Here is an 18,615-nt window from a genome sequence, read left to right as displayed (position 1 = left end):
CCGCCGACCCTATGACCGCGCGACCGGGGGCTTCGGCAGGTCGGGTTCCTGTGACAATCAGGAGCATGGACAGCACCACCACGCCGACCGGCCGCACCCGCCGCGAGGCCACCCGGCAGAAGCTCTACGAGGCAGCCGTCACGCTCATCGCCGAGCAGGGCTTCTCCGCGACCACCGTGGACGAGATCGCCGAGCGGGCGGGCGTCGCGAAGGGCACGGTCTACTACAACTTCGCGAGCAAGTCGGTCCTCTTCGAGGAGTTGCTGCGGCACGGCGTGGGGCTGCTCACCGCGTCCCTCCGGGAGGCCGCCGAGAGCACGGCGCACCAGGGCGGCAGCCGGGTCGACGCGCTGGACGCGATGATCCGCGCGGGCCTGGTCTTCATCGACCGCTATCCGGCGTTCACCCAGCTCTACGTGGCCGAGCTCTGGCGCACCAACCGGGCCTGGCAGTCCACGCTCATGGTGGTGCGGCAGCAGGCGGTGGCCGTCGTCGAGGGCGTGCTGCGCGAAGGCATCGACCACGGAGAGTTCAGCGACGAGATCGACGTGCCGCTGACCGCGGCCGCGCTGGTCGGCATGGTCCTGGTGGCCGCCCTGGACTGGCAGGCCTTCCAGCCGGAGCGGTCCCTGGACGACGTCCACGCGGCCCTGTCCCGACTGCTCCAGGGCCGGGTCAGCGGGCGCTGAGCGCTCCCCGGGAGGCGGTGCCGCCACCGGCCGTCGGGGCGGGCACGGGAGCGCCGGTCCGCCGTGGCCACGTCCCCCGTGTGCCGCCGCGAACCGGCGCTCCCTGGTACTTCCCCCGTGCCCCCCGTGTCCCCCGTGTTCCCCCGTCCGGTCGTTCCCCCGGACTGCCCCCCGTGCCTCGCTTCCGCCGACCGGGCCGGCGGAAGGAGCGGTCCAGGACCGGCACCGTTCCGCCGCCCCGTGTCGGCGGTGCGGTGCCGGGCCCCTTTCCGTGGGCTCCACTCTCCCGTTCACCCAGGTCGCGCCCCATCCGCGCGCGTACTCATCTCGGCGGCTAGGTACGGCTACTCAGACCTGGGTGCCCGCCCCCAGGGCACCGCGCGGCCGCCCTGGTGACGATCGCCCCCTCGTGTCCGCACTCCCCCGGTGTTCACGGGCGGGCGGGCTGGCGCCGTGACGGTCGGTGGCGGCCGATAAGGTCGCGGGCATGGCACGGATTGCGGTGATCGGCGCCGGGATGGGCGCGCTGGCGGCTGCCGCCCGGCTGGCCGTCGCGGGCCACCGGGTGACGGTGTACGAGCGTACGGAGACGTACGGCGGTGCGGTGCGCCGCTTCGAGCGGGACGGGTTCGCCTTCGACACGGGCCCCGGTCTGCTGACCCTGCCCGCGGTCTGGCGCGATCTCTTCGTCAAGACCGGCAGGGAGCCGCTGGAGGACTGTGTCGAGCTGGTCCAGGTCGACCCGTCGGCGCGGCACGTGTTCGCCGACGGCACCGAGGCCGTGCTGCCCAACGCCTCACGCGCGGGTGTCGTCTCCGCTCTGGACGAGGCGCTGGGCCCGGGGGCCGGCGGGCGTTGGGGCGACTTCCTGGTCCGGGCCCGGGAGGCCTGGGACCGCACGCGCCGCCCGCTCCTGGAGGAGCCGCTGTGGCCGAACTGGAGGGTGCTCGCCGACCGCGAGCCCTATCCGGCGGTGCCGCACAAGCGCCTGCTGCGCACCCGCCGGGCCGGCACGCTCGCCGAGGTCGGCGCCTGGGAACTTCGTGACCCCAGGCTCGCCGCCCTCCTGGAGAGCCACGCGCTCGCGTACGGCCTCGATCCGCGGGTCACCCCGGCGAGCGCGGCCGTCCTGCCGTACATGGAGCACGCCTTCGGCACGTGGTCCGTGCGCGGCGGCGTGCGCGAGCTGGCCCGCGCGGTGTACGAGAGATGCCTGGCCCGCCGGGTCGTGTTCGAGTTCGGCGCCGAGGTCACCCGGATCGTGGAGAAGGACGGCCGGGCGGCGGGCGTGGAGCTGGCCGGGGGCTCCTCCGGGGGAGGCGACGTGGTGGAGGCCGACTTCGTGGTCGCGCCGGGGACGGGCCGCTTCACCGGACTGCCGCCGCGCGGCCGGGGCGAAGTCGTGCCGCAGCGGGGCCTGCCGAGCCGGCTCACCGTGCTGCTCGCCCTGCGCGGCGGGCGCCCGGAGGGGACCGCGCACCGGACGGTGGTGCACACGCGGGACCGCGAGGGCGAGTTGGAGGCCCTGTTCGGTACGGCGCCCGCGCCGGCCGCCGGTCCGACGGTCACGGTGCTGCGGCCCGGGGAACCGGCTCTCGTGCCGGACTCCGCCCATGAGGCGGTCACCCTGAGTGTCGTCGTCCCGGCCGGGACCGAGCCGGGGGCCGACCTGGTGGAGACGGTGCTCGGCGTCGCCGAGCGCGCCCTTCCGGGCCTGCGGGACCGCGTCCTGTGGCGCGAGGTGCGCACCCCGGCGGACGTCGCGGAGGAGACCGGCGTGGAGGGCGGTTCCGTCCCGGCGCCGGCGCTGGCGGCGGCGGGGGGCCGGCTGCTGCACCCGGCCAACTCGACCGCCCTTCCTGGCCTGTTCACCGCGGGCGGCTGGGCGCACCCGGGCGGTGGGCTCCCCCACGCGGGCATGTCGGGCGCGCTGGTGTCGGGTCTCGTCGTGGAGGGGCCGGAGTTCCGCGGCTCGCAGTGAGCCCCGGTCACCGCCCGGGCCGCCCCTCGGGGCGGCGGCCGTGAGCGTCCGTCAGAAGCGGTACTGCTCGTCGTACCCGTTGTCCTGCCGCTGTCCGTCGCCCTGGTAGGGGTACGGCTGCTCGGGCGGGAGTTCGCCGGCGAGCGGGTCGTCGGTGCTGCGCTGCTGCGGGACCCAGACGCCGCCGGCCGGGGTCCCGTCGTAGCCGCCGGTGCCGTACTGGTCCTGGCCGTAGCCCTGCTGCGGGTACTGCTGCTGGTCGTACCCGGCGTCGTAGGAGCCGCCGCCGTAGGTCTGGGTGCCGATGTAGGGGTCGGAGTAGGCCGCGTACTGCTGCTCGCCGGAGGAGTCGTAGCCGTACTGCTGCTGGCCGTATCCGGAGTAGCCGTCGTAGCCGTATCCCTGGTCGGCGCCCTGGGCGGCGGTCGCGTACTGGTCCTGGGACCGGGTGGTGGACGCGTGGGCGGTGTCGCTGTACACGCCGTAGGAACCGGTGTCGTCGGGCAAGGGCTGCGGCTCGTAGACGGAGGTGCTCTCGGCCGCCGCGGCGCCGCGCGCGGCGGGCGTGAACACGTCGTCGCGGTCGTCGTCGCCGTAGGCGCTCTTGTCCTGGCCGTACGCGATGTCGTCGCCGGCGAACGGCGTGCCCGCGTCCCGGCCGTACGGGTCGGGGCCGCCCTCGGTCTCCTCCAGGTCGGAGACCTCCAGGGTCGGGTCCTGGCGCTCGCCCTTGCCGCGGCGGCGCTTGGTGACTTCGGTGCCGGGTCGGCTGACGGCCCAGCCCTCGGCGAAGCCCCGGCGGAACGACAGTGTGACGTACGTCTGGCCGACCGCGAAGGCGGCCGCCCCCACACCGATGACGACGACCGACGGGATCAGGACGCCGACCACCACGCCGAGGAAGCCGCCGAAGGCGAGCAGCCGCCAGCGCAGCCGTGCCTTGTACTGCAGCAGCACCTCACCGAGCAGCCACAGCGCGACGATGCCGAACGCGATGTAGAGGACCGTCCAGCCCATGTACGCCCCTCTCCCCTTGGCCGCTACGCAGTGTGTCGTAAGGCGGTGCGACCGGTCTAGGCCTGCGGTGGGTGGTGCAGACCCAGGTTCTCGTAGATTTCCAGCGTCGCCGTGGAGTTGTTGAGCGTGATGAAGTGCAGTCCGGGCACTCCCTCGGCGAGCAGCCGAGCGCAGAACTCCGTGGCGAAGTCGATGCCAATGGAGCGTACAGCGGCCGGATCGTCTTTGGCTGTGAGGATCCGCTCTTTCAGCGCCGTCGGGAAGTGGGCGTTGCTGAGCTTGGGCAGCCTCTCCAGCATCTTCACACTCGTCACCGGCAGGACCTCGGGGATCACCGGGGTCTCGCAGCCGGCCGCCGCCACCCGGTCGCGCAGCCGCAGGTAGGAATCGGGCTCGAAGAACATCTGCGTGATGGCGTAGTCGGCGCCGGCCCGGCACTTGTCGACGAAGCGTGCGACGTCGGTGTCCCAGTCGCTGGAACGCGGGTGCATCTCGGGGAAGGCGGCGACGCCGACGCAGAAGTCACCCGACTCCTTGATCAGTCGGACGAGTTCGGCGGCGTAGGTGAGGCCCTGCGGGTGCGGCACCCACTCCCCCATGGGGTCGCCGGGCGGGTCGCCGCGCACGGCGAGCATGTTGCGGATCCCGGCGTCGGCGTACTGGCCGATGATGTTGCGGAGTTCGGCGATGGAGTGGTCCACGGCCGTGAGGTGCGCGACCGGGGTGAGGGTGGTGTCGACGACGATCTGCTGCGTCTCCTTGACCGTGGTCGCCCGCGTGGTGCCACCGGCGCCGTAGGTGACGGAGACGAAGTCGGGGGCCGCGGCTTCGACCCGCCGGAGCGCGTTCCACAGGCTCCGCTCGCCCTGGGCGGTCTTCGGCGCGTAGAACTCGAACGAGTACGTCGTCTTGCCGGTGGCCAGGATGTCGCGCACGGTGCGGGCGCGGTCGGTCCTGGTGGATGCGGTTCCGAGGGCCATACCCGCAGGTTAGCCAGGGGAGGGACCTCCCCCAACCGAAACTCGGAAATTTGCCCGAATTGTCGACTTGCTGTCCATCCCTTGGACAGGCGAGGGGGCGAGCCGAGGGGGGGAGGGCGAGGGATCGGGCGGGAACGGGGAGACGGGGACGGGGACGGGCGAGGAGGCCGGACGGGTGAACGGGCCGGCGTCCGGGCGCCCGGCTCAGACCGCGCGCAGCCGCTTGGCGAACTCCGCCGCCGCGGCCCCGGGATCGTCGGCCTCCGTGATCGCCCGGACGACCACGACGCGGCGGGCGCCCGCCTCCAGCACGTCGTCGAGGTTGCCGAGGTCGACGCCGCCGATCGCGAACCAGGGACGCCCGGTGCCCAGCGCCGCCGTGTGACGGACCAGGCCGAGGCCGGGGGCCGGGCGGCCGGGCTTGGTCGGGGTGGGCCAGCACGGGCCCGTGCAGAAGTAGTCGACGCCCTCCTGGACGGCCGCGGCCTCAGCCTCCGCCTCGCTGTGGGTGGAACGGCCGATCAGCACGCCGGCGCCGAGGAGGGCACGGGCCGCGGGGACCGGCAGGTCGCCCTGGCCGAGGTGGAGGACCTGGGAGCCGGCGGCATGGGCGACGTCCGCCCGGTCGTTGACCGCGAGCAGCCTGCCGTGGCGGGCGCAGGCGTCGGCGAACACCTCGAGGTGCTCCAGCTCCTCCGCCGCCTCCATGCCCTTGTCGCGCAGCTGCACGATGTCGACGCCGCCCGCGAGGACCGCGTCCAGGAACTCCGGCAGGTCGCCCTGGCGCTCACGGGCGTCCGTGCAGAGGTAGAGGCGGGCGTCGGCGAGCTGGGAGCGGGCCGTGTCGGACATGCGTGGGTCCCCCGGGGCGTGGTGGCGCCTCGGGCCTTTCCCGGGGCGGCGGTGTGCGGCCGCGGCGGACCACGGCCGCACACCTGGCGGTTCTGACGACGGATCCGCGCGGCGGATCTCCGAGCGGATCGGTGGATCCGTGAATCGGCGGAGCCGTGGATCGGCCGATCAGCGGATCCGGGGAGAGCGGCGGATCCGGGGAGCGGATCTCCGGCTCAGACGGCGAGCGCCTGGGCGCGGCGCTTCACCTCCGTGCCGCGATTCTCACTCAGTGCCTGCGCCGGGGTCCCGGGCAGGGACGGGTCGGGCGTGAACAGCCACTCCAGCATCTCTTCGTCCGTGAAGCCGTCGTCCCGCAGCAGGGTCAGGGTCCCGGCCAGGCCCTTGGTCACCTTGTCCTCGTCGATGAAGGCGGCGGGGACGTGCAGCGCCCTGTTCTCACCACGGCGTACGGCGATGAGCTGGCCTTCCTTGACCAGCTGCCGCACACGCGTCACGTCGACATCGAGCATCTCCGCGATGTCGGGCAGGGTGAGCCAGGCGGGGACGAGAGCATCGATCTTTGCGTCAATCTCGGTCACCCCCCAAGACTGCCATCCCGGACCGACAGTCGGTACCCGAGGCTCCCCTCAGGGGGACGGGGCCGCCGCCGGACGCCGCGGGACTCCTCCGGACGGAGCACCGGCCGTGCCCCGAAAGGCCCCGCTCAGGCCGTCGCCGTCTTGAGCGGCCGCTCCGGGTCCACGACCAGCTCCGGGTCGACCGGCGTGCCCGACTCGATCAGCCGGCGGCCCTGCGCGAGGTCGCGCGGGCGGCCCACCGCCAGCAGGGCGACCAGGCGGTCGTCGCGCAGCCAGCAGACCGTCCAGGCCGGTCCGGCGGGGTCGCCGCGCCACAGGGTGGTGTCGGCGCCGCTGTGGTGCCCGGCGTACTGGACGAAGCGGCCGAACTGCTCCGACCAGAAGTACGGGACCGGGTCGTAGACCGCGGGGGCCTCGCCGTCGGCCGTGCCGAGGATGTTCGCGGCGACCGTGCGCGGGCCCTGGAGCGCGTTGTCCCAGTGGTGGACCAGGAGGCGCTCGCCGTACCGCCCGGAGGGGAAGGACGCGCAGTCGCCGACCGCGTACACGTCGGGCAGGGAGGTGCGCAGGCCGGCGTCGGCCACGACCTCGCCGTGCCGCCCCAGCTCGATGCCCGAGCCGGTCAGCCAGGCGGTGGCGGGGCGGGCGCCGATGCCGACCACGACGGCGTCGGCGGGCAGCCGGGACCCGTCGTCGAGGAGGACCGCGCCGGGCTCGACGCGCCGCACGCGCGTGCGGGTGCGCAGTTCGGTGCCGCTGTCGGCGTACCAGGCGGTCATCGCGGCGGCGACGTCGGCGGGCAGGGCGCCGGCCAGCGGCCGGTCGGCGGCCTCGACGACGGTGACCGCGCAGCCGGCCTCGCGCGCGGCGGTGGCGAACTCGGCGCCGATCCAGCCGGCGCCGACGACGACGATGTCGTGACGGCCGGCGAGCACCGGCCGCAGCCGTTCGGCGTCGTCCAGGGTGCGCAGCAGATGGACGCCGGGGACGCCTTCGGCGCCGGGCAGCCGGATCGGTTCGGCGCCGGTGGCGAGCACGAGGACGTCGTACGGGACGGGCCCGGACTCGGTGTCGAGTTCGTGGTCGGCGGGGCGGACGCCGAGGGCCTCGCTGCCGAGCCGGAGTTCGACGTCGAGGCTCTCGAAGTCGACGTCGAAGGCGGAGTGCTCGGCCTTGCCGAGCAGGACGGCCTTGGACAGCGGGGGCCGGTCGTAGGGCTGGTGGGGTTCGGCGCCGACGACGAGCACCGTGCCGTCGAAGCCCTGTTCGCGCAGGGCGACCGCGGTCTGCACCCCGGCCATCCCCGCGCCGACGACGACCACCCGTCGCGCCGCCCGCCCGTCTTCTTCCCGCGTCTGCTCGCTCACCCGATCACCTTAGACAGCTGACGTGTTGCCAGTCAGCCGTCCTGCTCGGTGATCTGCTCCACCACACTGGTCCCGCTGCCGGTCTGCGACTCCCACTCCCAGGTCTCGTCGAGGCGCAGCCGCCCGTCGGGCAGCTCGACGACCGTGGACGCGCAGTGCCCGGACGACGTCGTCCCGTCGTGCTTGAGCTGGACGTACCGGAAGTCCAGCCGGTCCCCCCGCCGGGTCCCCACGAGATGCCCGCGGACGACGTCGCCGCCCGCGTAGTCGGCCCAGACGACGCCGTCGCGTTCGCGGTACGTGAAGCGGGTGCGGGTGCCGACCTGACCGGGGGCCTGGTCGGCCACCGGGGCCAGGACCAGGCCGTCGAGCGAACGGGCCACGGGGGAGGCTCCCTTACCGAGACGGAGGACGGGGGGCTAGGGTGGCCAACCTAGAGCACTCGCGGGAGCCCGGACGCACCGGGCTGAGAGGGAGGCTGGCGGCCTCCGACCGTACGAACCTGATCCGGGTCATGCCGGCGAAGGGAGGGGCTGGACGCCCATGTCCTCAGGCAATTCGGACGTCCTCGTCGTCGGGGGCGGCATCATCGGGCTGGTCACCGCGTGGCGGGCCGCGCAGCGCGGGTTCGCCACGGCGGTGCTGGATCCCGAGCCGGGCGGCGGGGCCGCGCAGGTGGCGGCCGGGATGCTGGCCGCCGTCTCGGAACTGCACCACGGCGAACAGACACTGCTCGGCCTGAACCTGGAATCGGCCCGCCGCTACCCGGACTTCGCGGCCGAGCTGACCGAACTGACCGGTCACGACCTCGGCTACCGCCGCTCCGGGACCCTCGCGGTCGCGCTGGACGCCGACGACCGCGCCCACCTGCGGGAACTCCACGCCCTGCAACGGCGGTCGGGGCTGGCCTCGGAGTGGCTGTCCGGGCGGGAGTGCCGGCGGCTGGAACCCATGCTCGCGCCCGGGGTACGGGGCGGGCTGCGGGTGGACGGGGACCACCAGATCGATCCGCGGCGGCTGGTGGCGGCGCTGGTGGCCGCCTGTGAGCGGACGGGCGTGGCCTTCCACCGCGACCGGGCGGAACGGCTGACGGTGTCGGCCGGGCGCGCCGCGGGAGTGCGCACGCGCGCGGGTACGGCGCTCGCGGCGCGGCAGGTGGTGCTCGCGGCGGGCAGCCTCAGCGGGCGGCTCGCGGGCGTCCCGGCGGAGGTGCTGCCGCCGGTGCGGCCGGTCAAGGGGCAGGTGCTGCGGCTGACCGTGCCGCGGCGGTACGCGCCGTTCCTGACCCGGACGGTCCGGGCCGTGGTGCGCGGCAGCCAGGTCTACCTGGTGCCGCGCGAGAACGGCGAACTGGTCGTCGGGGCGACGAGCGAGGAACTGGGCTGGGACACGACGGTGACGGCGGGCGGCGTGTACGAGCTGCTGCGGGACGCCCACGAACTGGTTCCCGGGATCACCGAGCTGCCGCTCACCGAGACCCGCGCGGGGCTGCGTCCCGGCTCGCCGGACAACGCGCCGCTGCTCGGGCCGACCGGACTGGACGGACTGCTGCTGGCGACCGGGCACTACCGCAACGGCGTACTGCTGGCACCGGTCACCGGGGACGCGCTGGCGCACGCGCTGGCCACCGGCGAACTCCCCGACGAGGCCCGTCCCTTCACCCCCCGGCGCTTCCACGCCGCCGCCCTCTCGGAGCAGCCCGCATGAAGATCTCGGTGAACGGCGAGCGGCGCGAGGTCGCTCCCGGCACGGCCCTCGACAGCGTCGTACGGTCCCTGACGCCGGCGCCCTCCGGGGTGGCCGCCGCCCTCAACGAAACCGTCGTCCCACGCGCGCGGTGGTCCGCCACCGCCCTCTCCGACGGAGACCGCGTGGAAGTCCTCACCGCCGTCCAGGGAGGCTGAGCCATGGCCGACGATCCCTTCGTCCTCGGCGGTACGGCGTACTCGTCCCGTCTGATCATGGGGACGGGCGGCGCGCCCAGCCTGGAGGTGCTGGAGCGGGCGCTGGCCGCGTCCGGCACCGAGCTGACCACCGTCGCGATGCGGCGGGTGGACCCCTCGGTGCACGGGTCCGTGCTGTCGGTCCTGGAACGGCTCGGCATCCGGGTGCTGCCGAACACGGCGGGGTGCTTCACGGCCGGGGAGGCGGTCCTGACGGCACGGCTGGCACGGGAGGCGCTGGGGACCGACCTGGTCAAGCTGGAGGTCATCGCCGACGAGCGGACGCTGCTCCCCGATCCGATCGAGCTGCTGGACGCGGCGGAGACGCTGGTCGACGACGGGTTCACGGTGCTGCCGTACACGAACGACGATCCGGTGCTGGCGCGGAAGCTGGAGGACGTCGGGTGTGCGGCGGTGATGCCGCTGGGCTCGCCGATCGGGTCCGGGCTGGGCATTCGCAACCCCCACAACTTCCAGCTGATCGTCGAGCACGCGCGCGTGCCGGTGATCCTGGACGCGGGCGCCGGTACGGCGTCGGACGTGGCGCTGGCGATGGAGCTGGGGTGCGCGGGGGTGATGCTGGCGTCGGCGGTGACGCGGGCGCAGGAGCCGGTGCTGATGGCCCGCGCGATGCGGGGGGCCGTGGAGGCGGGGAGGCTGGCCCGGCTCGCGGGCCGCATTCCCCGCCGTCACTTCGCGGAGGCGTCGTCGCCGCAGGAGGGTCGTGCCGCCCTCGACCCGGAACGGCCGGCCTTCTGACGACGTCTCCCGCCCGCCGCCCGTGCCGGCCGGGCGGTGGCCGTCGCCCGAGAGGACCGGGCGCCGTCGGCGGTCGTGTCGCTCGTCACAGGTCCGCTTCAGTCCCGCTGCGATACCGGTGTGAGCGGTGAGGGGTGCCGGTGCGGGCTCGTACACTCGCCTGCGTGGACACGACCCTTCAGGACCCTCTGGTCGGGCAGGTGCTCGACGGGCGTTATCGCGTGGACGCGCGGATCGCGGTCGGCGGGATGGCCACGGTCTACCGGGCCGTGGACACCCGCCTCGACCGCGTCCTCGCGCTCAAGGTGATGCACCCGGCCCTCGCGGCCGACGCCTCCTTCGTCGAGCGCTTCATCCGCGAGGCCAAGTCCGTGGCCCGGCTGGCGCACCCGAACGTCGTCCAGGTGTTCGACCAGGGGGCCGACGGGTCGTACGTCTACCTCGCGATGGAGTACGTCGCCGGCTGCACCCTGCGGGACGTGCTGCGCGAGCGCGGCGCCCTCCAGCCGCGGGCCGCGCTGGACATCCTGGAGCCGGTTCTCGCCGCGCTCGGAGCCGCGCACCGCGCCGGGTTCGTGCACCGGGACATGAAGCCGGAGAACGTACTGATAGGGGACGACGGCCGGGTCAAGGTCGCCGACTTCGGTCTGGTCAGGTCCGTGGACACCGTGACCAGCACCACCGGGGCCGTCCTCGGCACCGTCGCCTACCTCGCGCCCGAGCAGATGGAGCAGGGCACCACCGACGCACGCGTGGACGTCTACGCCTGCGGAGTCGTGCTCTACGAGATGCTGACCGGCGACAAGCCCCACGACGGCGACACCCCCGCCGTGGTGCTCTACAAGCACCTCCACGAGGACGTGCCGCCGCCCTCCGCCGCCGTCCCCGGTATGGCGTTCGCGCTGGACGAGCTGGTGGCCTCGGCCACCGCCCGCACCCCCGACGTCCGTCCGGCGGACGCCGTGGCCCTGCTCGCGCAGGTCCGCGAGGCGCGGGCCGCGCTCGACGAGGCCCAGCTGGACGCGCTGCCGCCGCAGGCCCTGTCGGCGGATCGCGACATCGCCGAGGACCGCACCAGCGTGATCCCGCGCTCGCTCACGGTCCCGCGCCCCCTGCCCGTCAACGAGGACGAGGGCGAGGACGGGCAGGGCCGCGACGGGGACCCGATGAACCGGACGTCCCGGTTCGCGGCGGAGCCCCCGCCGCCGCCCCGGCGCCGCTCGGTGCGGCCCCGTCGCGGACTGGTCGCGATCGTCGCCGCCGTCCTGCTGGTGCTCGGCGTCGGCGCGGGCGTCTGGTACATCAACTCGGGCCAGTTCACCAAGGTCCCGGCGGTCCTCACCCAGACCGAGGCGCAGGCCAGACAGCGGCTGGAGGCGGCCGGGCTGGACGTCGGCGAGGTGAAGCACGCCTACAGCGACACGGTGAAGCGCGGCACCGTCGTCAGCACGGACCCGGAGCCGGGCGCCCGTATCCGCGCCAACGACTCGGTGACCCTCACCGTCTCCGACGGCCCCGAGACGGTGAAGGTGCCGGACGTGAAGGGCTCGCGGCTGGACAAGGCCAGGGAACTGCTGAAGACGGACGGGCTGGAGCCCGGCCTGGTCACCGAGGCGTTCAGCGAGGGCGTCATCAAGGGCTTCGTGATCAGCAGCAGCCCGCGGGCCGGCACCGAGCGGCGGGCGGGCTCGGCGGTCTCCCTCGTCGTCAGCAAGGGCAGCCCGGTCGAGGTCCCGGACGTCACCGGCCAGGACCTCGACGACGCGCGGGCCGAGCTGGAGGAGGCCGGCCTGGAGGTGAAGGTCTCCACCGAGGAGGTCACCTCCGAGTTCGACAAGGGCCAGGTCGCCGCCCAGTCGCCGGGTGCGGACGAGGAGGTCGCCGACGGCGACACGGTGACGCTGACCCTGTCCAAGGGCCCGGAGATGGTCGAGGTCCCGGACGTGGTGGGCGCGAGCGTCGACGACGCCAAGGCCGAGCTGGAGAAGGCCGGCTTCGAGGTGGACGAGGACCGCGGCCTGCTGGGCCTGTTCGGCGACACGGTCAAGAGCCAGTCCGTGGACGGCGGCGAGACGGCCCCCAAGGGGTCGACGATCACGATCACCATCCGGTGACGGTGCCTCCCGACCGCCCTCCGGTGACCGGGGGGCGCCGGGGACATGACACCCTGAACGGGTGAGTTCCGCGCACCCCTTCCCCTCCCGCAATCCCGTCGGCGGCCATGTCCCGGTGGCCGGCGGTCTGCACTCCGTGGGCATGTCCTACGCCCGTGACCTCGAGGCCGAGACGGTCCAGGTCTTCGTCGCCAACCCGCGCGGCTGGGCCACCCCGGCGGGCAACCCGGCACAGGACGAGGCGTTCCGGGAGGCCTGCGCGGCGGCGTCGATCCCGGCGTACGTGCACGCGCCGTATCTGATCAACTTCGGCTCGCACACCGAGGCGACGGCGGAGCGGTCGGTGGAGTCCCTGCGGCACTCGCTGCGCCGGGGGCGGGAGATCGGCGCGCTGGGCGTGGTCGTGCACACCGGGAGCGCGACGGGCGGGCGGGATCGGGGCGTGGCCCTGAAGCAGGTCCGGGAGTACCTGCTGCCCCTGCTGGACGAGCTGACCCACGACGACGACCCGTTCCTGCTGCTGGAGTCGACGGCCGGGCAGGGCGCCTCGCTCTGCTCGCGGACCTGGGACTTCGGGCCGTACTTCGAGGCGCTGGACGCCCATCCGAGGCTCGGCGTCTGCCTGGACACCTGCCACGTCTTCGCGGCCGGGCACGACCTGACCGGTCCGGCGGGCATGCACCAGACCCTCGATCTGCTGGTGGACACGGTCGGCGAGGGCCGGCTGAAGCTGATCCACGCCAATGACTCCAAGGACGTGGTGGGCGCCCACAAGGACCGGCACGAGAACATCGGCGCGGGTCACATCGGGGAGGATCCGTTCCGCGCGCTGATGACGCACCCGGCGACCGCGGACGTACCGCTCGTGATCGAGACGCCCGGCGGCAGGGAGGGGCACGCGGCGGACGTGGAGCGGCTGAAGAAACTGCGGGACGGCTGATCCGCCCTCCCGAAGCGGCGCCCGGACGCCCCGGGGACGCCGGGGCTCAGAGTTCGGGGCCGTCCCCGGGCTCCTCCTGGTAGGAGTAGCGCTGCTCCTTCCAGGGGTCGCCGATGTTGTGATAGCCGCGTTCCTCCCAGAAGCCGCGGCGGTCGGCGGTCATGTACTCGACACCGCGGACCCACTTGGGGCCCTTCCAGGCGTAGAGGTGGGGCACGACCAGGCGCACCGGGAAGCCGTGCTCGGCGGTGAGCAGTTCGCCGTCCTTGTGGGTGGCGAAGAGGGTGTGCTCGGCGGCGAAGTCCGACAGCCGCAGGTTGGAACTGAAGCCGTACTCCGCCCACACCATGACGTGGGTGACGTCGGCGGCGGGCGGGACGGCCTCCAGGATGGTCCGGGCCGGGATGCCGCCCCATTCGGCGCCGAGCATGCTGAACTTCGTCACGCAGTGCAGATCGGCCACCACGGTGGCGTACGGAAGGGCCGTGAACTCCTCGTGGGTCCAGCAGCGCTTGTCACCGTCGGCGGTGCCGCCGAAGACCCTGAACTCCCAGCGCTCGGGCCGGAACTTGGGCACCGGACCGTAGTGGGTGACAGGCCAGCCCCGCTGAAGTCGCTGCCCCGGCGGAAGCTCGGACGCTGCTGCTTCTCCTGATTCTCGCTCCACCGGATGACCCATGACTCCATCCTGACAGACCACGGCCGGTGCGAATGACCAGGCATGACCAAAATCGGGCAAGTAGCATCAACTATGGGCCAACTTACTAAGTGCGCACTTACTGGACGATCTTCCGCGCCGGTGACATCATGCGGCGGCAACCTCCCGAATCCCCGTGCGGAAGGAGCCTCTGCGATGCAGGGCGACCCCGAGGTCCTCGAGTTCCTCAACGAGCAGCTCACCGGCGAGCTGACCGCGATCAACCAGTACTTCCTGCACGCGAAGATGCAGGAGAACCTCGGCTGGACGAAGCTCGCGAAATACACGCGGCACGAATCGTTCGACGAGATGAAGCACGCGGAGCTCCTGACCGACCGGATCCTGCTCCTGGACGGCCTGCCGAACTACCAGCGGCTGTTCCACGTGCGCGTGGGCCAGACGGTCAAGGAGATGTTCGAGGCCGACCGGCAGGTCGAGGTGGAGGCGATCGACCGCCTCAAGCGCGGGATCAAGGTGATGCGCGAGAAGGGCGACATCACGTCCGCGAACATCTTCGAGGCGATCCTCGAGGACGAGGAGCACCACATCGACTACCTCGACACCCAGCTGGACCTGGTGGAGAAGCTCGGCGAGGCGCTGTACATCGCGCAGCTGATCGAGCAGCCGGAGAGCTGAGACGCGGCGGGAGGGCCTGGATCCGACGGCAGCCCCGGAGGGAACCGGCGAGAGCCGGGAAGGGCCGGGGAGGACCGCCGGGCGCTCAGGCGGCTTCGTCGAGTGCGGTGAGGGCCGGCCGGCCCTGGTCGGCCAGGTCGCGGCGCGGACAGGCGCCCCGGCCGAGGATCGCCTGGATGCGGCGGACGCACGAGCCGCAGTCCGTGCCCGCCTTGCAGGCGGAGGCGATCTGGCGAGGCGTACAGGCGCCGTCGTCCGCATGCTGCTGGACCTGCGCTTCCGTCACTCCGAAGCAGCTGCAGACGTACACGCGGACACCTCCCGCCGAGATCGATTAGGTTTACCTAACCTTACCTGGCGCCCAGAGGCCGTAAAAGGGAGATGGGGCGCGGATCGTATGTGATCCGCGCCCCACTTCGGTTCCGGTAACGGGCGACCCCGCCATCGGTCTGCTGCACCGCCGAGCGCTACTGGTCCCGGTACATCTCCGCGACGAGGAACGCCAGGTCGAGCGACTGGCTGCGGTTGAGCCGCGGGTCGCAGGCGGTCTCGTAGCGCTGGTGGAGGTCGTCGACGAAGATCTCGTCGCCGCCGCCCACGCACTCGGTGACGTCGTCGCCGGTCAGCTCGACGTGGATGCCGCCGGGGTGGGTGCCGAGGCCCTTGTGGACCTCGAAGAAGCCCTTGACCTCGTCGAGCACGTCGTCGAAGCGGCGGGTCTTGTGGCCGGAGGCCGCCTCGAAGGTGTTGCCGTGCATCGGGTCGGTCACCCAGGCGACGGTCGCGCCCGAGGCGGTGACCTTCTCGACCAGCTCCGGCAGCTTGTCGCGGACCTTGTCGGCGCCCATGCGGACGATGAAGGTCAGCCGACCAGGCTCCCGGTCGGGGTCGAGGCGCTCGATGTACTGGAGCGCCTCCTCGGCCGTGGTCGTCGGACCGAGCTTGATGCCGATGGGGTTGCGGATCTTCGAGGCGAACTCGATGTGCGCGTGGTCCAGCTGGCGGGTGCGCTCGCCGATCCACACCATGTGCGCGGAGACGTCGTACAGGCGGCCGGTGCGGGAGTCGACGCGGGTGAGGGCCGACTCGTAGTCGAGGAGCAGCGCCTCGTGGGAGGCGTAGAACTCGACCGTCTTGAACTCCTCCGGGTCCGTCCCGCAGGCGTGCATGAAGTTGAGCGCCTGGTCGATCTCACGGGCGAGCTGCTCGTAACGCTGGCCGGAGGGGGACGACTTCACGAAGTCCTGGTTCCAGGCGTGGACCTGGCGCAGGTCGGCGTAGCCGCCGGTGGTGAAGGCGCGCACCAGGTTCAGCGTGGAGGCGGACGCGTGGTACATCCGCTTCAGGCGCTCGGGGTCCGGGACGCGGGCCGCCTCGTTGAAGTCGAAGCCGTTGACCGAGTCACCGCGGTACGTCGGCAGGGTCACGCCGTCGCGGGTCTCGGTGTTCTTGGAACGCGGCTTGGAGTACTGGCCCGCGATCCGGCCCACCTTCACGACCGGCACGGAGGCCGCGTACGTGAGGACGGCTCCCATCTGGAGGAGCGTCTTGAGCTTGTTGCGGATGTGGTCGGCCGACACCGCGTCGAAGGCCTCGGCGCAGTCGCCGCCCTGGAGGAGGAACGCCTCTCCCTTGGCGACAGCCGCCATCCGGGCGCGCAGCTGGTCGCACTCGCCCGCGAAGACGAGCGGCGGATACGACTCGAGGTCCGCGATCACTGCGCGCAGAGCCTCGGTGTCGGGGTACTCGGGCTGCTGCGCCGCGGGCAGGTCTCGCCAGGTGTTGCCAGCGCTCGCGCTGGTCTTAGCGTTCACGGTCACGCATGCCACATTACGGGGTCGTGTCGAGTGATTTTCGTGCGGCTCGACAGGTGAGACGCCCCGGCGCTCAGGTGCGCGTGGGGTAGGGTGCGTCGCATGTTCGCGCTTTCGACCCAGAACTGGTGGTGGACCGCTCATCCGGCGGCCCACTGACTGCGCGTACGCAAGACTTCGCGAAGGCCGCCCGAAGGGGCGGCCTTCGGTGTTTCCGGGCCAGGCCGTCCCTGTCGACTCTCCCACCGAGAAGGACACGGACCCATGCATCTGCTCGACCTCCTGGCCGACCCCCGCCCGTTCGCCCTGCTGCGCCGCCGGGCGCCGGGCCGGGCCACCGAGGACGGCGCCACCGTGGAGCTGCTCCTCGGCCCGGTCGCCGTCCGCGAGCGGCTCGCCGACCTGCCCGACGAGGGCCTCGCGCTGGTGCCGTTCCGTCAGATCCGCGAGCGCGGCTTCGACGTCCGCGACGACGGCACGCCGCTGTCCGTCCTGATCCCCGAGGAGCGGTACGAGATCCCGCTCGCCGAGGCGCTGGAGCAGCTCCCCGCACACGAGGTGCGCGTCGAGGGCGGTGGCTTCGACGTCGGCGACGAGGAGTACGCGGAGATCGTCGGGCGGGTGCTGCGGGAGGAGATCGGGCGGGGCGAGGGGGCGAACTTCGTCATCCGGCGGACGTACGAGGGCGCGATCCCGGGATTCGGGAGGGCCGACGCGCTCGCGCTGTTCCGGCGGCTGCTGGAGGGCGAGCGGGGCGCTTACTGGACGTTCGTCGTGCACACCGGGGACCGGACGCTGGTGGGTGCCAGCCCCGAGGTGCACGTGCGGATGTCGGGCGGCACGGTCGTGATGAACCCGATCAGCGGGACGTACCGCTATCCCGACGGGGGGCCGACGCCCGAGCACCTGCTGGACTTCCTCGCCGACGGCAAGGAGATCGAGGAGCTGTCGATGGTCGTCGACGAGGAACTGAAGATGATGTGCACCGTCGGCGACATGGGCGGGGTGGTGGTCGGACCGCGGCTGAAGGAGATGGCCCACCTCGCGCACACCGAGTACGAGCTGCGCGGGAAGTCCTCGATGGACGTGCGCGAGGTGCTGCGGGAGACCATGTTCGCGGCGACCGTCACGGGTTCGCCGGTGCAGAACGCCTGCCGGGTCATCGAGCGGCACGAGGTCGGCGGGCGCGGCTACTACGGGGCCGCGCTGGCGCTGATCGGGCGGGACTCCGGCGGGGCCCAGACCCTCGACTCCCCCATCCTCATCCGCACCGCCGACATCGACGCGGCCGGCCGGCTGCGGGTACCGGTCGGGGCGACGCTGGTGCGCGGTTCGGACCCGGCGGGCGAGGTCGCGGAGACGCACGCCAAGGCGGCGGGCGTGCTGACGGCCCTCGGCGTCCGGCCGGGAAGGCCACGGGCCGAGCGGGCGCGGGCCCGGCTGGCCGACGATCCGCGGGTGCGGGCGGCGCTGGACGGTCGCCGGGCCTCGCTGGCGCCGTTCTGGCTGCGGATGCAGGAGCGGTCCCGGGAACTGACCGGGCACGCCCTGGTGGTCGACTGCGAGGACACCTTCACGGCGATGCTCGCGCACGTCCTGCGCTCGTCCGGGCTGGAGGTCACCGTCCGGCGTTACGACGAACCGGGACTGCGGGCGGCGGTGCTCGCGCACGAGGGTCCCGTGGTGCTGGGCCCGGGTCCGGGTGATCCGTCCGACCTGGCCGACCCCCGGATGCGGTTCCTGCGGGAGCTGACCGCGCGGGTCGTCGGGGAGCACCGGCACGGGGTGCTGGGCGTGTGCCTCGGGCACGAACTGATCGCGGCGGAGCTGGGGCTGGACATCGTACGGAAGGAGGTGCCGTACCAGGGGGCGCAGACGCGGGTGGAGCTTTTCGGGCGGGAGGAGACCGTCGGGTTCTACAACAGCTTCGTGGCGAGGTGCGACGACGACGCCCGGCAGGAGCTGACCGCGCACGGGGTGGAGGTGAGCCGGTCGGCGGACGGGGAGGTGCACGCGCTGCGCGGGCCCGGGTTCGCCGGCGTGCAGTTCCACCCGGAGTCGGTGCTCACGCTGGACGGGGCGGCGATCGTGCGGGAGCTGATGGCCCGGCTGCGGGACACCGGCAGCCGGTCCGAGCGGCGGCCGGCGCTCTAGGGCGTGTTTCGAAAGTCCCGTCTGCCCGGCGACGCCTGGCACGCACGCTCGCCGCGTTGTCGGGATCGCCCCGATACAACCAGTATCGGGG

19 protein-coding genes and 1 riboswitch are annotated in these 18,615 nt (G+C 72.9%); of the genes, 10 read left to right on the top strand and 9 right to left on the bottom strand.

Features of this window, described 5'->3' with window-relative positions:
• The first annotated feature begins 65 nt into the window (after positions 1-65).
• Together AB0N31_RS15200 and AB0N31_RS15195 are read left to right on the top strand one after the other, a co-directional pair.
• On the top strand, positions 66-689 hold the full coding sequence (locus AB0N31_RS15200) for a helix-turn-helix domain-containing protein (RefSeq protein WP_366058826.1): 624 nt from the start codon (positions 66-68) through the stop codon (positions 687-689).
• Between the two features lie 487 nt (positions 690-1,176).
• Entirely contained in the window at positions 1,177-2,670 is a 1,494-nt protein-coding gene (locus tag AB0N31_RS15195) for an NAD(P)/FAD-dependent oxidoreductase (RefSeq protein ID WP_366058825.1), read from the top strand.
• Between the two features lie 51 nt (positions 2,671-2,721).
• On the opposite strand, the gene AB0N31_RS15190 is transcribed toward AB0N31_RS15195, so the two are convergent.
• The 6 genes from AB0N31_RS15190 to AB0N31_RS15165 all read right to left on the bottom strand — a co-directional run bounded on the left by AB0N31_RS15190 (position 2,722) and on the right by AB0N31_RS15165 (position 7,850).
• Positions 2,722-3,687, bottom strand: a complete 966-nt coding sequence (locus tag AB0N31_RS15190) for a hypothetical protein (protein ID WP_366058824.1) — start codon at positions 3,685-3,687, stop codon at positions 2,722-2,724.
• A 56-nt stretch (positions 3,688-3,743) separates the two neighbouring features.
• The gene (metF, locus tag AB0N31_RS15185) at positions 3,744-4,667 is read right to left on the bottom strand and encodes a methylenetetrahydrofolate reductase [NAD(P)H] (RefSeq protein WP_366058823.1); all 924 of its coding nucleotides are present in this window, start codon (positions 4,665-4,667) and stop codon (positions 3,744-3,746) included.
• A 204-nt stretch (positions 4,668-4,871) separates the two neighbouring features.
• Positions 4,872-5,519, bottom strand: a complete 648-nt coding sequence (gene thiE / locus AB0N31_RS15180; protein ID WP_366058822.1) for a thiamine phosphate synthase — start codon at positions 5,517-5,519, stop codon at positions 4,872-4,874.
• Between the two features lie 215 nt (positions 5,520-5,734).
• Positions 5,735-6,100 (bottom strand): Rv2175c family DNA-binding protein, encoded by a 366-nt coding sequence (locus AB0N31_RS15175; RefSeq protein WP_366058821.1) that lies wholly within the window; start codon positions 6,098-6,100, stop codon positions 5,735-5,737.
• A 125-nt stretch (positions 6,101-6,225) separates the two neighbouring features.
• Positions 6,226-7,467, bottom strand: a complete 1,242-nt coding sequence (locus AB0N31_RS15170; protein WP_366058820.1) for an FAD-dependent oxidoreductase — start codon at positions 7,465-7,467, stop codon at positions 6,226-6,228.
• 32 nt (positions 7,468-7,499) lie between these two features.
• A complete protein-coding gene (locus AB0N31_RS15165; protein ID WP_366058819.1) occupies positions 7,500-7,850 on the bottom strand; it encodes a hypothetical protein in 351 nt (116 codons plus the stop codon).
• A gap of 51 nt (positions 7,851-7,901) precedes the next feature.
• A riboswitch (TPP riboswitch) is annotated at positions 7,902-8,013 on the top strand.
• Here AB0N31_RS15165 and thiO point away from each other — a divergent pair.
• The 5 genes from thiO to AB0N31_RS15140 all read left to right on the top strand — a co-directional run bounded on the left by thiO (position 8,011) and on the right by AB0N31_RS15140 (position 13,223).
• Positions 8,011-9,174, top strand: coding sequence for a glycine oxidase ThiO (gene thiO / locus AB0N31_RS15160; protein ID WP_366058818.1), 1,164 nt, complete (start codon positions 8,011-8,013; stop codon positions 9,172-9,174). It overlaps the preceding riboswitch by 3 nt.
• Positions 9,171-9,371 (top strand): sulfur carrier protein ThiS, encoded by a 201-nt coding sequence (thiS, locus tag AB0N31_RS15155; protein WP_356558969.1) that lies wholly within the window; start codon positions 9,171-9,173, stop codon positions 9,369-9,371. The genes thiO and thiS overlap by 4 nt, the downstream gene beginning before the upstream one ends.
• A gap of 3 nt (positions 9,372-9,374) precedes the next feature.
• A complete protein-coding gene (locus AB0N31_RS15150; protein ID WP_366058817.1) occupies positions 9,375-10,169 on the top strand; it encodes a thiazole synthase in 795 nt (264 codons plus the stop codon).
• A gap of 164 nt (positions 10,170-10,333) precedes the next feature.
• Entirely contained in the window at positions 10,334-12,283 is a 1,950-nt protein-coding gene (gene pknB / locus AB0N31_RS15145; RefSeq protein WP_366058816.1) for a Stk1 family PASTA domain-containing Ser/Thr kinase, read from the top strand.
• Between the two features lie 61 nt (positions 12,284-12,344).
• Positions 12,345-13,223: a deoxyribonuclease IV gene (locus tag AB0N31_RS15140; protein WP_366058815.1), complete on the top strand. Its 879-nt coding sequence runs from the start codon at positions 12,345-12,347 to the stop codon at positions 13,221-13,223.
• Positions 13,224-13,269: 46 nt separating this feature from the next.
• Here the strand turns inward: AB0N31_RS15140 and AB0N31_RS15135 are convergent, their stop codons facing one another.
• The gene (locus AB0N31_RS15135; protein ID WP_366058814.1) at positions 13,270-13,902 is read right to left on the bottom strand and encodes a sulfite oxidase-like oxidoreductase; all 633 of its coding nucleotides are present in this window, start codon (positions 13,900-13,902) and stop codon (positions 13,270-13,272) included.
• A 174-nt stretch (positions 13,903-14,076) separates the two neighbouring features.
• On the opposite strand from AB0N31_RS15135, the gene bfr reads away from it, so the two are divergent.
• Positions 14,077-14,556: a bacterioferritin gene (bfr, locus tag AB0N31_RS15130; protein WP_366058813.1), complete on the top strand. Its 480-nt coding sequence runs from the start codon at positions 14,077-14,079 to the stop codon at positions 14,554-14,556.
• Between the two features lie 85 nt (positions 14,557-14,641).
• Here the strand turns inward: bfr and AB0N31_RS15125 are convergent, their stop codons facing one another.
• Together AB0N31_RS15125 and AB0N31_RS15120 are read right to left on the bottom strand one after the other, a co-directional pair.
• Entirely contained in the window at positions 14,642-14,866 is a 225-nt protein-coding gene (locus AB0N31_RS15125; RefSeq protein WP_363087195.1) for a (2Fe-2S)-binding protein, read from the bottom strand.
• Positions 14,867-15,023: 157 nt separating this feature from the next.
• Entirely contained in the window at positions 15,024-16,376 is a 1,353-nt protein-coding gene (locus AB0N31_RS15120) for a class II 3-deoxy-7-phosphoheptulonate synthase (RefSeq protein ID WP_366058812.1), read from the bottom strand.
• Between the two features lie 96 nt (positions 16,377-16,472).
• Here AB0N31_RS15120 and AB0N31_RS15115 point away from each other — a divergent pair, with 96 nt between their 5' ends.
• The gene (locus tag AB0N31_RS15115) at positions 16,473-16,529 is read left to right on the top strand and encodes a trp operon leader peptide (protein ID WP_078912442.1); all 57 of its coding nucleotides are present in this window, start codon (positions 16,473-16,475) and stop codon (positions 16,527-16,529) included.
• Positions 16,530-16,634: 105 nt separating this feature from the next.
• Positions 16,635-18,524, top strand: coding sequence for an anthranilate synthase family protein (locus tag AB0N31_RS15110; protein ID WP_366058811.1), 1,890 nt, complete (start codon positions 16,635-16,637; stop codon positions 18,522-18,524).
• The last annotated feature ends 91 nt before the right edge of the window (positions 18,525-18,615 follow it).

Origin of the sequence: Streptomyces sp. NPDC051051 (assembly GCF_040682975.1) — a bacterium.
In the GTDB taxonomy this organism is placed as follows: domain Bacteria; phylum Actinomycetota; class Actinomycetes; order Streptomycetales; family Streptomycetaceae; genus Streptomyces.
Note: the sequence above shows the minus strand (reverse complement) of the source record. Positions and strands in the feature narration are given on the sequence as shown.

Bases quoted from the DNA above. Each gene is read 5' to 3' on its own strand.
- AB0N31_RS15200 (WP_366058826.1), top strand. From the start codon at position 66: ATGGACAGCACCACCACGCCGACCGGCCGCACCCGCCGCGAGGCCACC.
- AB0N31_RS15150 (WP_366058817.1), top strand. From the start codon at position 9,375: ATGGCCGACGATCCCTTCGTCCTCGGCGGTACGGCGTACTCGTCCCGT.
- AB0N31_RS15195 (WP_366058825.1), top strand. From the start codon at position 1,177: ATGGCACGGATTGCGGTGATCGGCGCCGGGATGGGCGCGCTGGCGGCT.
- metF (WP_366058823.1), bottom strand. From the start codon at position 4,667: ATGGCCCTCGGAACCGCATCCACCAGGACCGACCGCGCCCGCACCGTG.
- bfr (WP_366058813.1), top strand. From the start codon at position 14,077: ATGCAGGGCGACCCCGAGGTCCTCGAGTTCCTCAACGAGCAGCTCACC.
- AB0N31_RS15190 (WP_366058824.1), bottom strand. From the start codon at position 3,687: ATGGGCTGGACGGTCCTCTACATCGCGTTCGGCATCGTCGCGCTGTGG.
- AB0N31_RS15110 (WP_366058811.1), top strand. From the start codon at position 16,635: ATGCATCTGCTCGACCTCCTGGCCGACCCCCGCCCGTTCGCCCTGCTG.
- thiS (WP_356558969.1), top strand. From the start codon at position 9,171: ATGAAGATCTCGGTGAACGGCGAGCGGCGCGAGGTCGCTCCCGGCACG.
- thiE (WP_366058822.1), bottom strand. From the start codon at position 5,519: ATGTCCGACACGGCCCGCTCCCAGCTCGCCGACGCCCGCCTCTACCTC.
- AB0N31_RS15135 (WP_366058814.1), bottom strand. From the start codon at position 13,902: ATGGGTCATCCGGTGGAGCGAGAATCAGGAGAAGCAGCAGCGTCCGAG.
- thiO (WP_366058818.1), top strand. From the start codon at position 8,011: ATGTCCTCAGGCAATTCGGACGTCCTCGTCGTCGGGGGCGGCATCATC.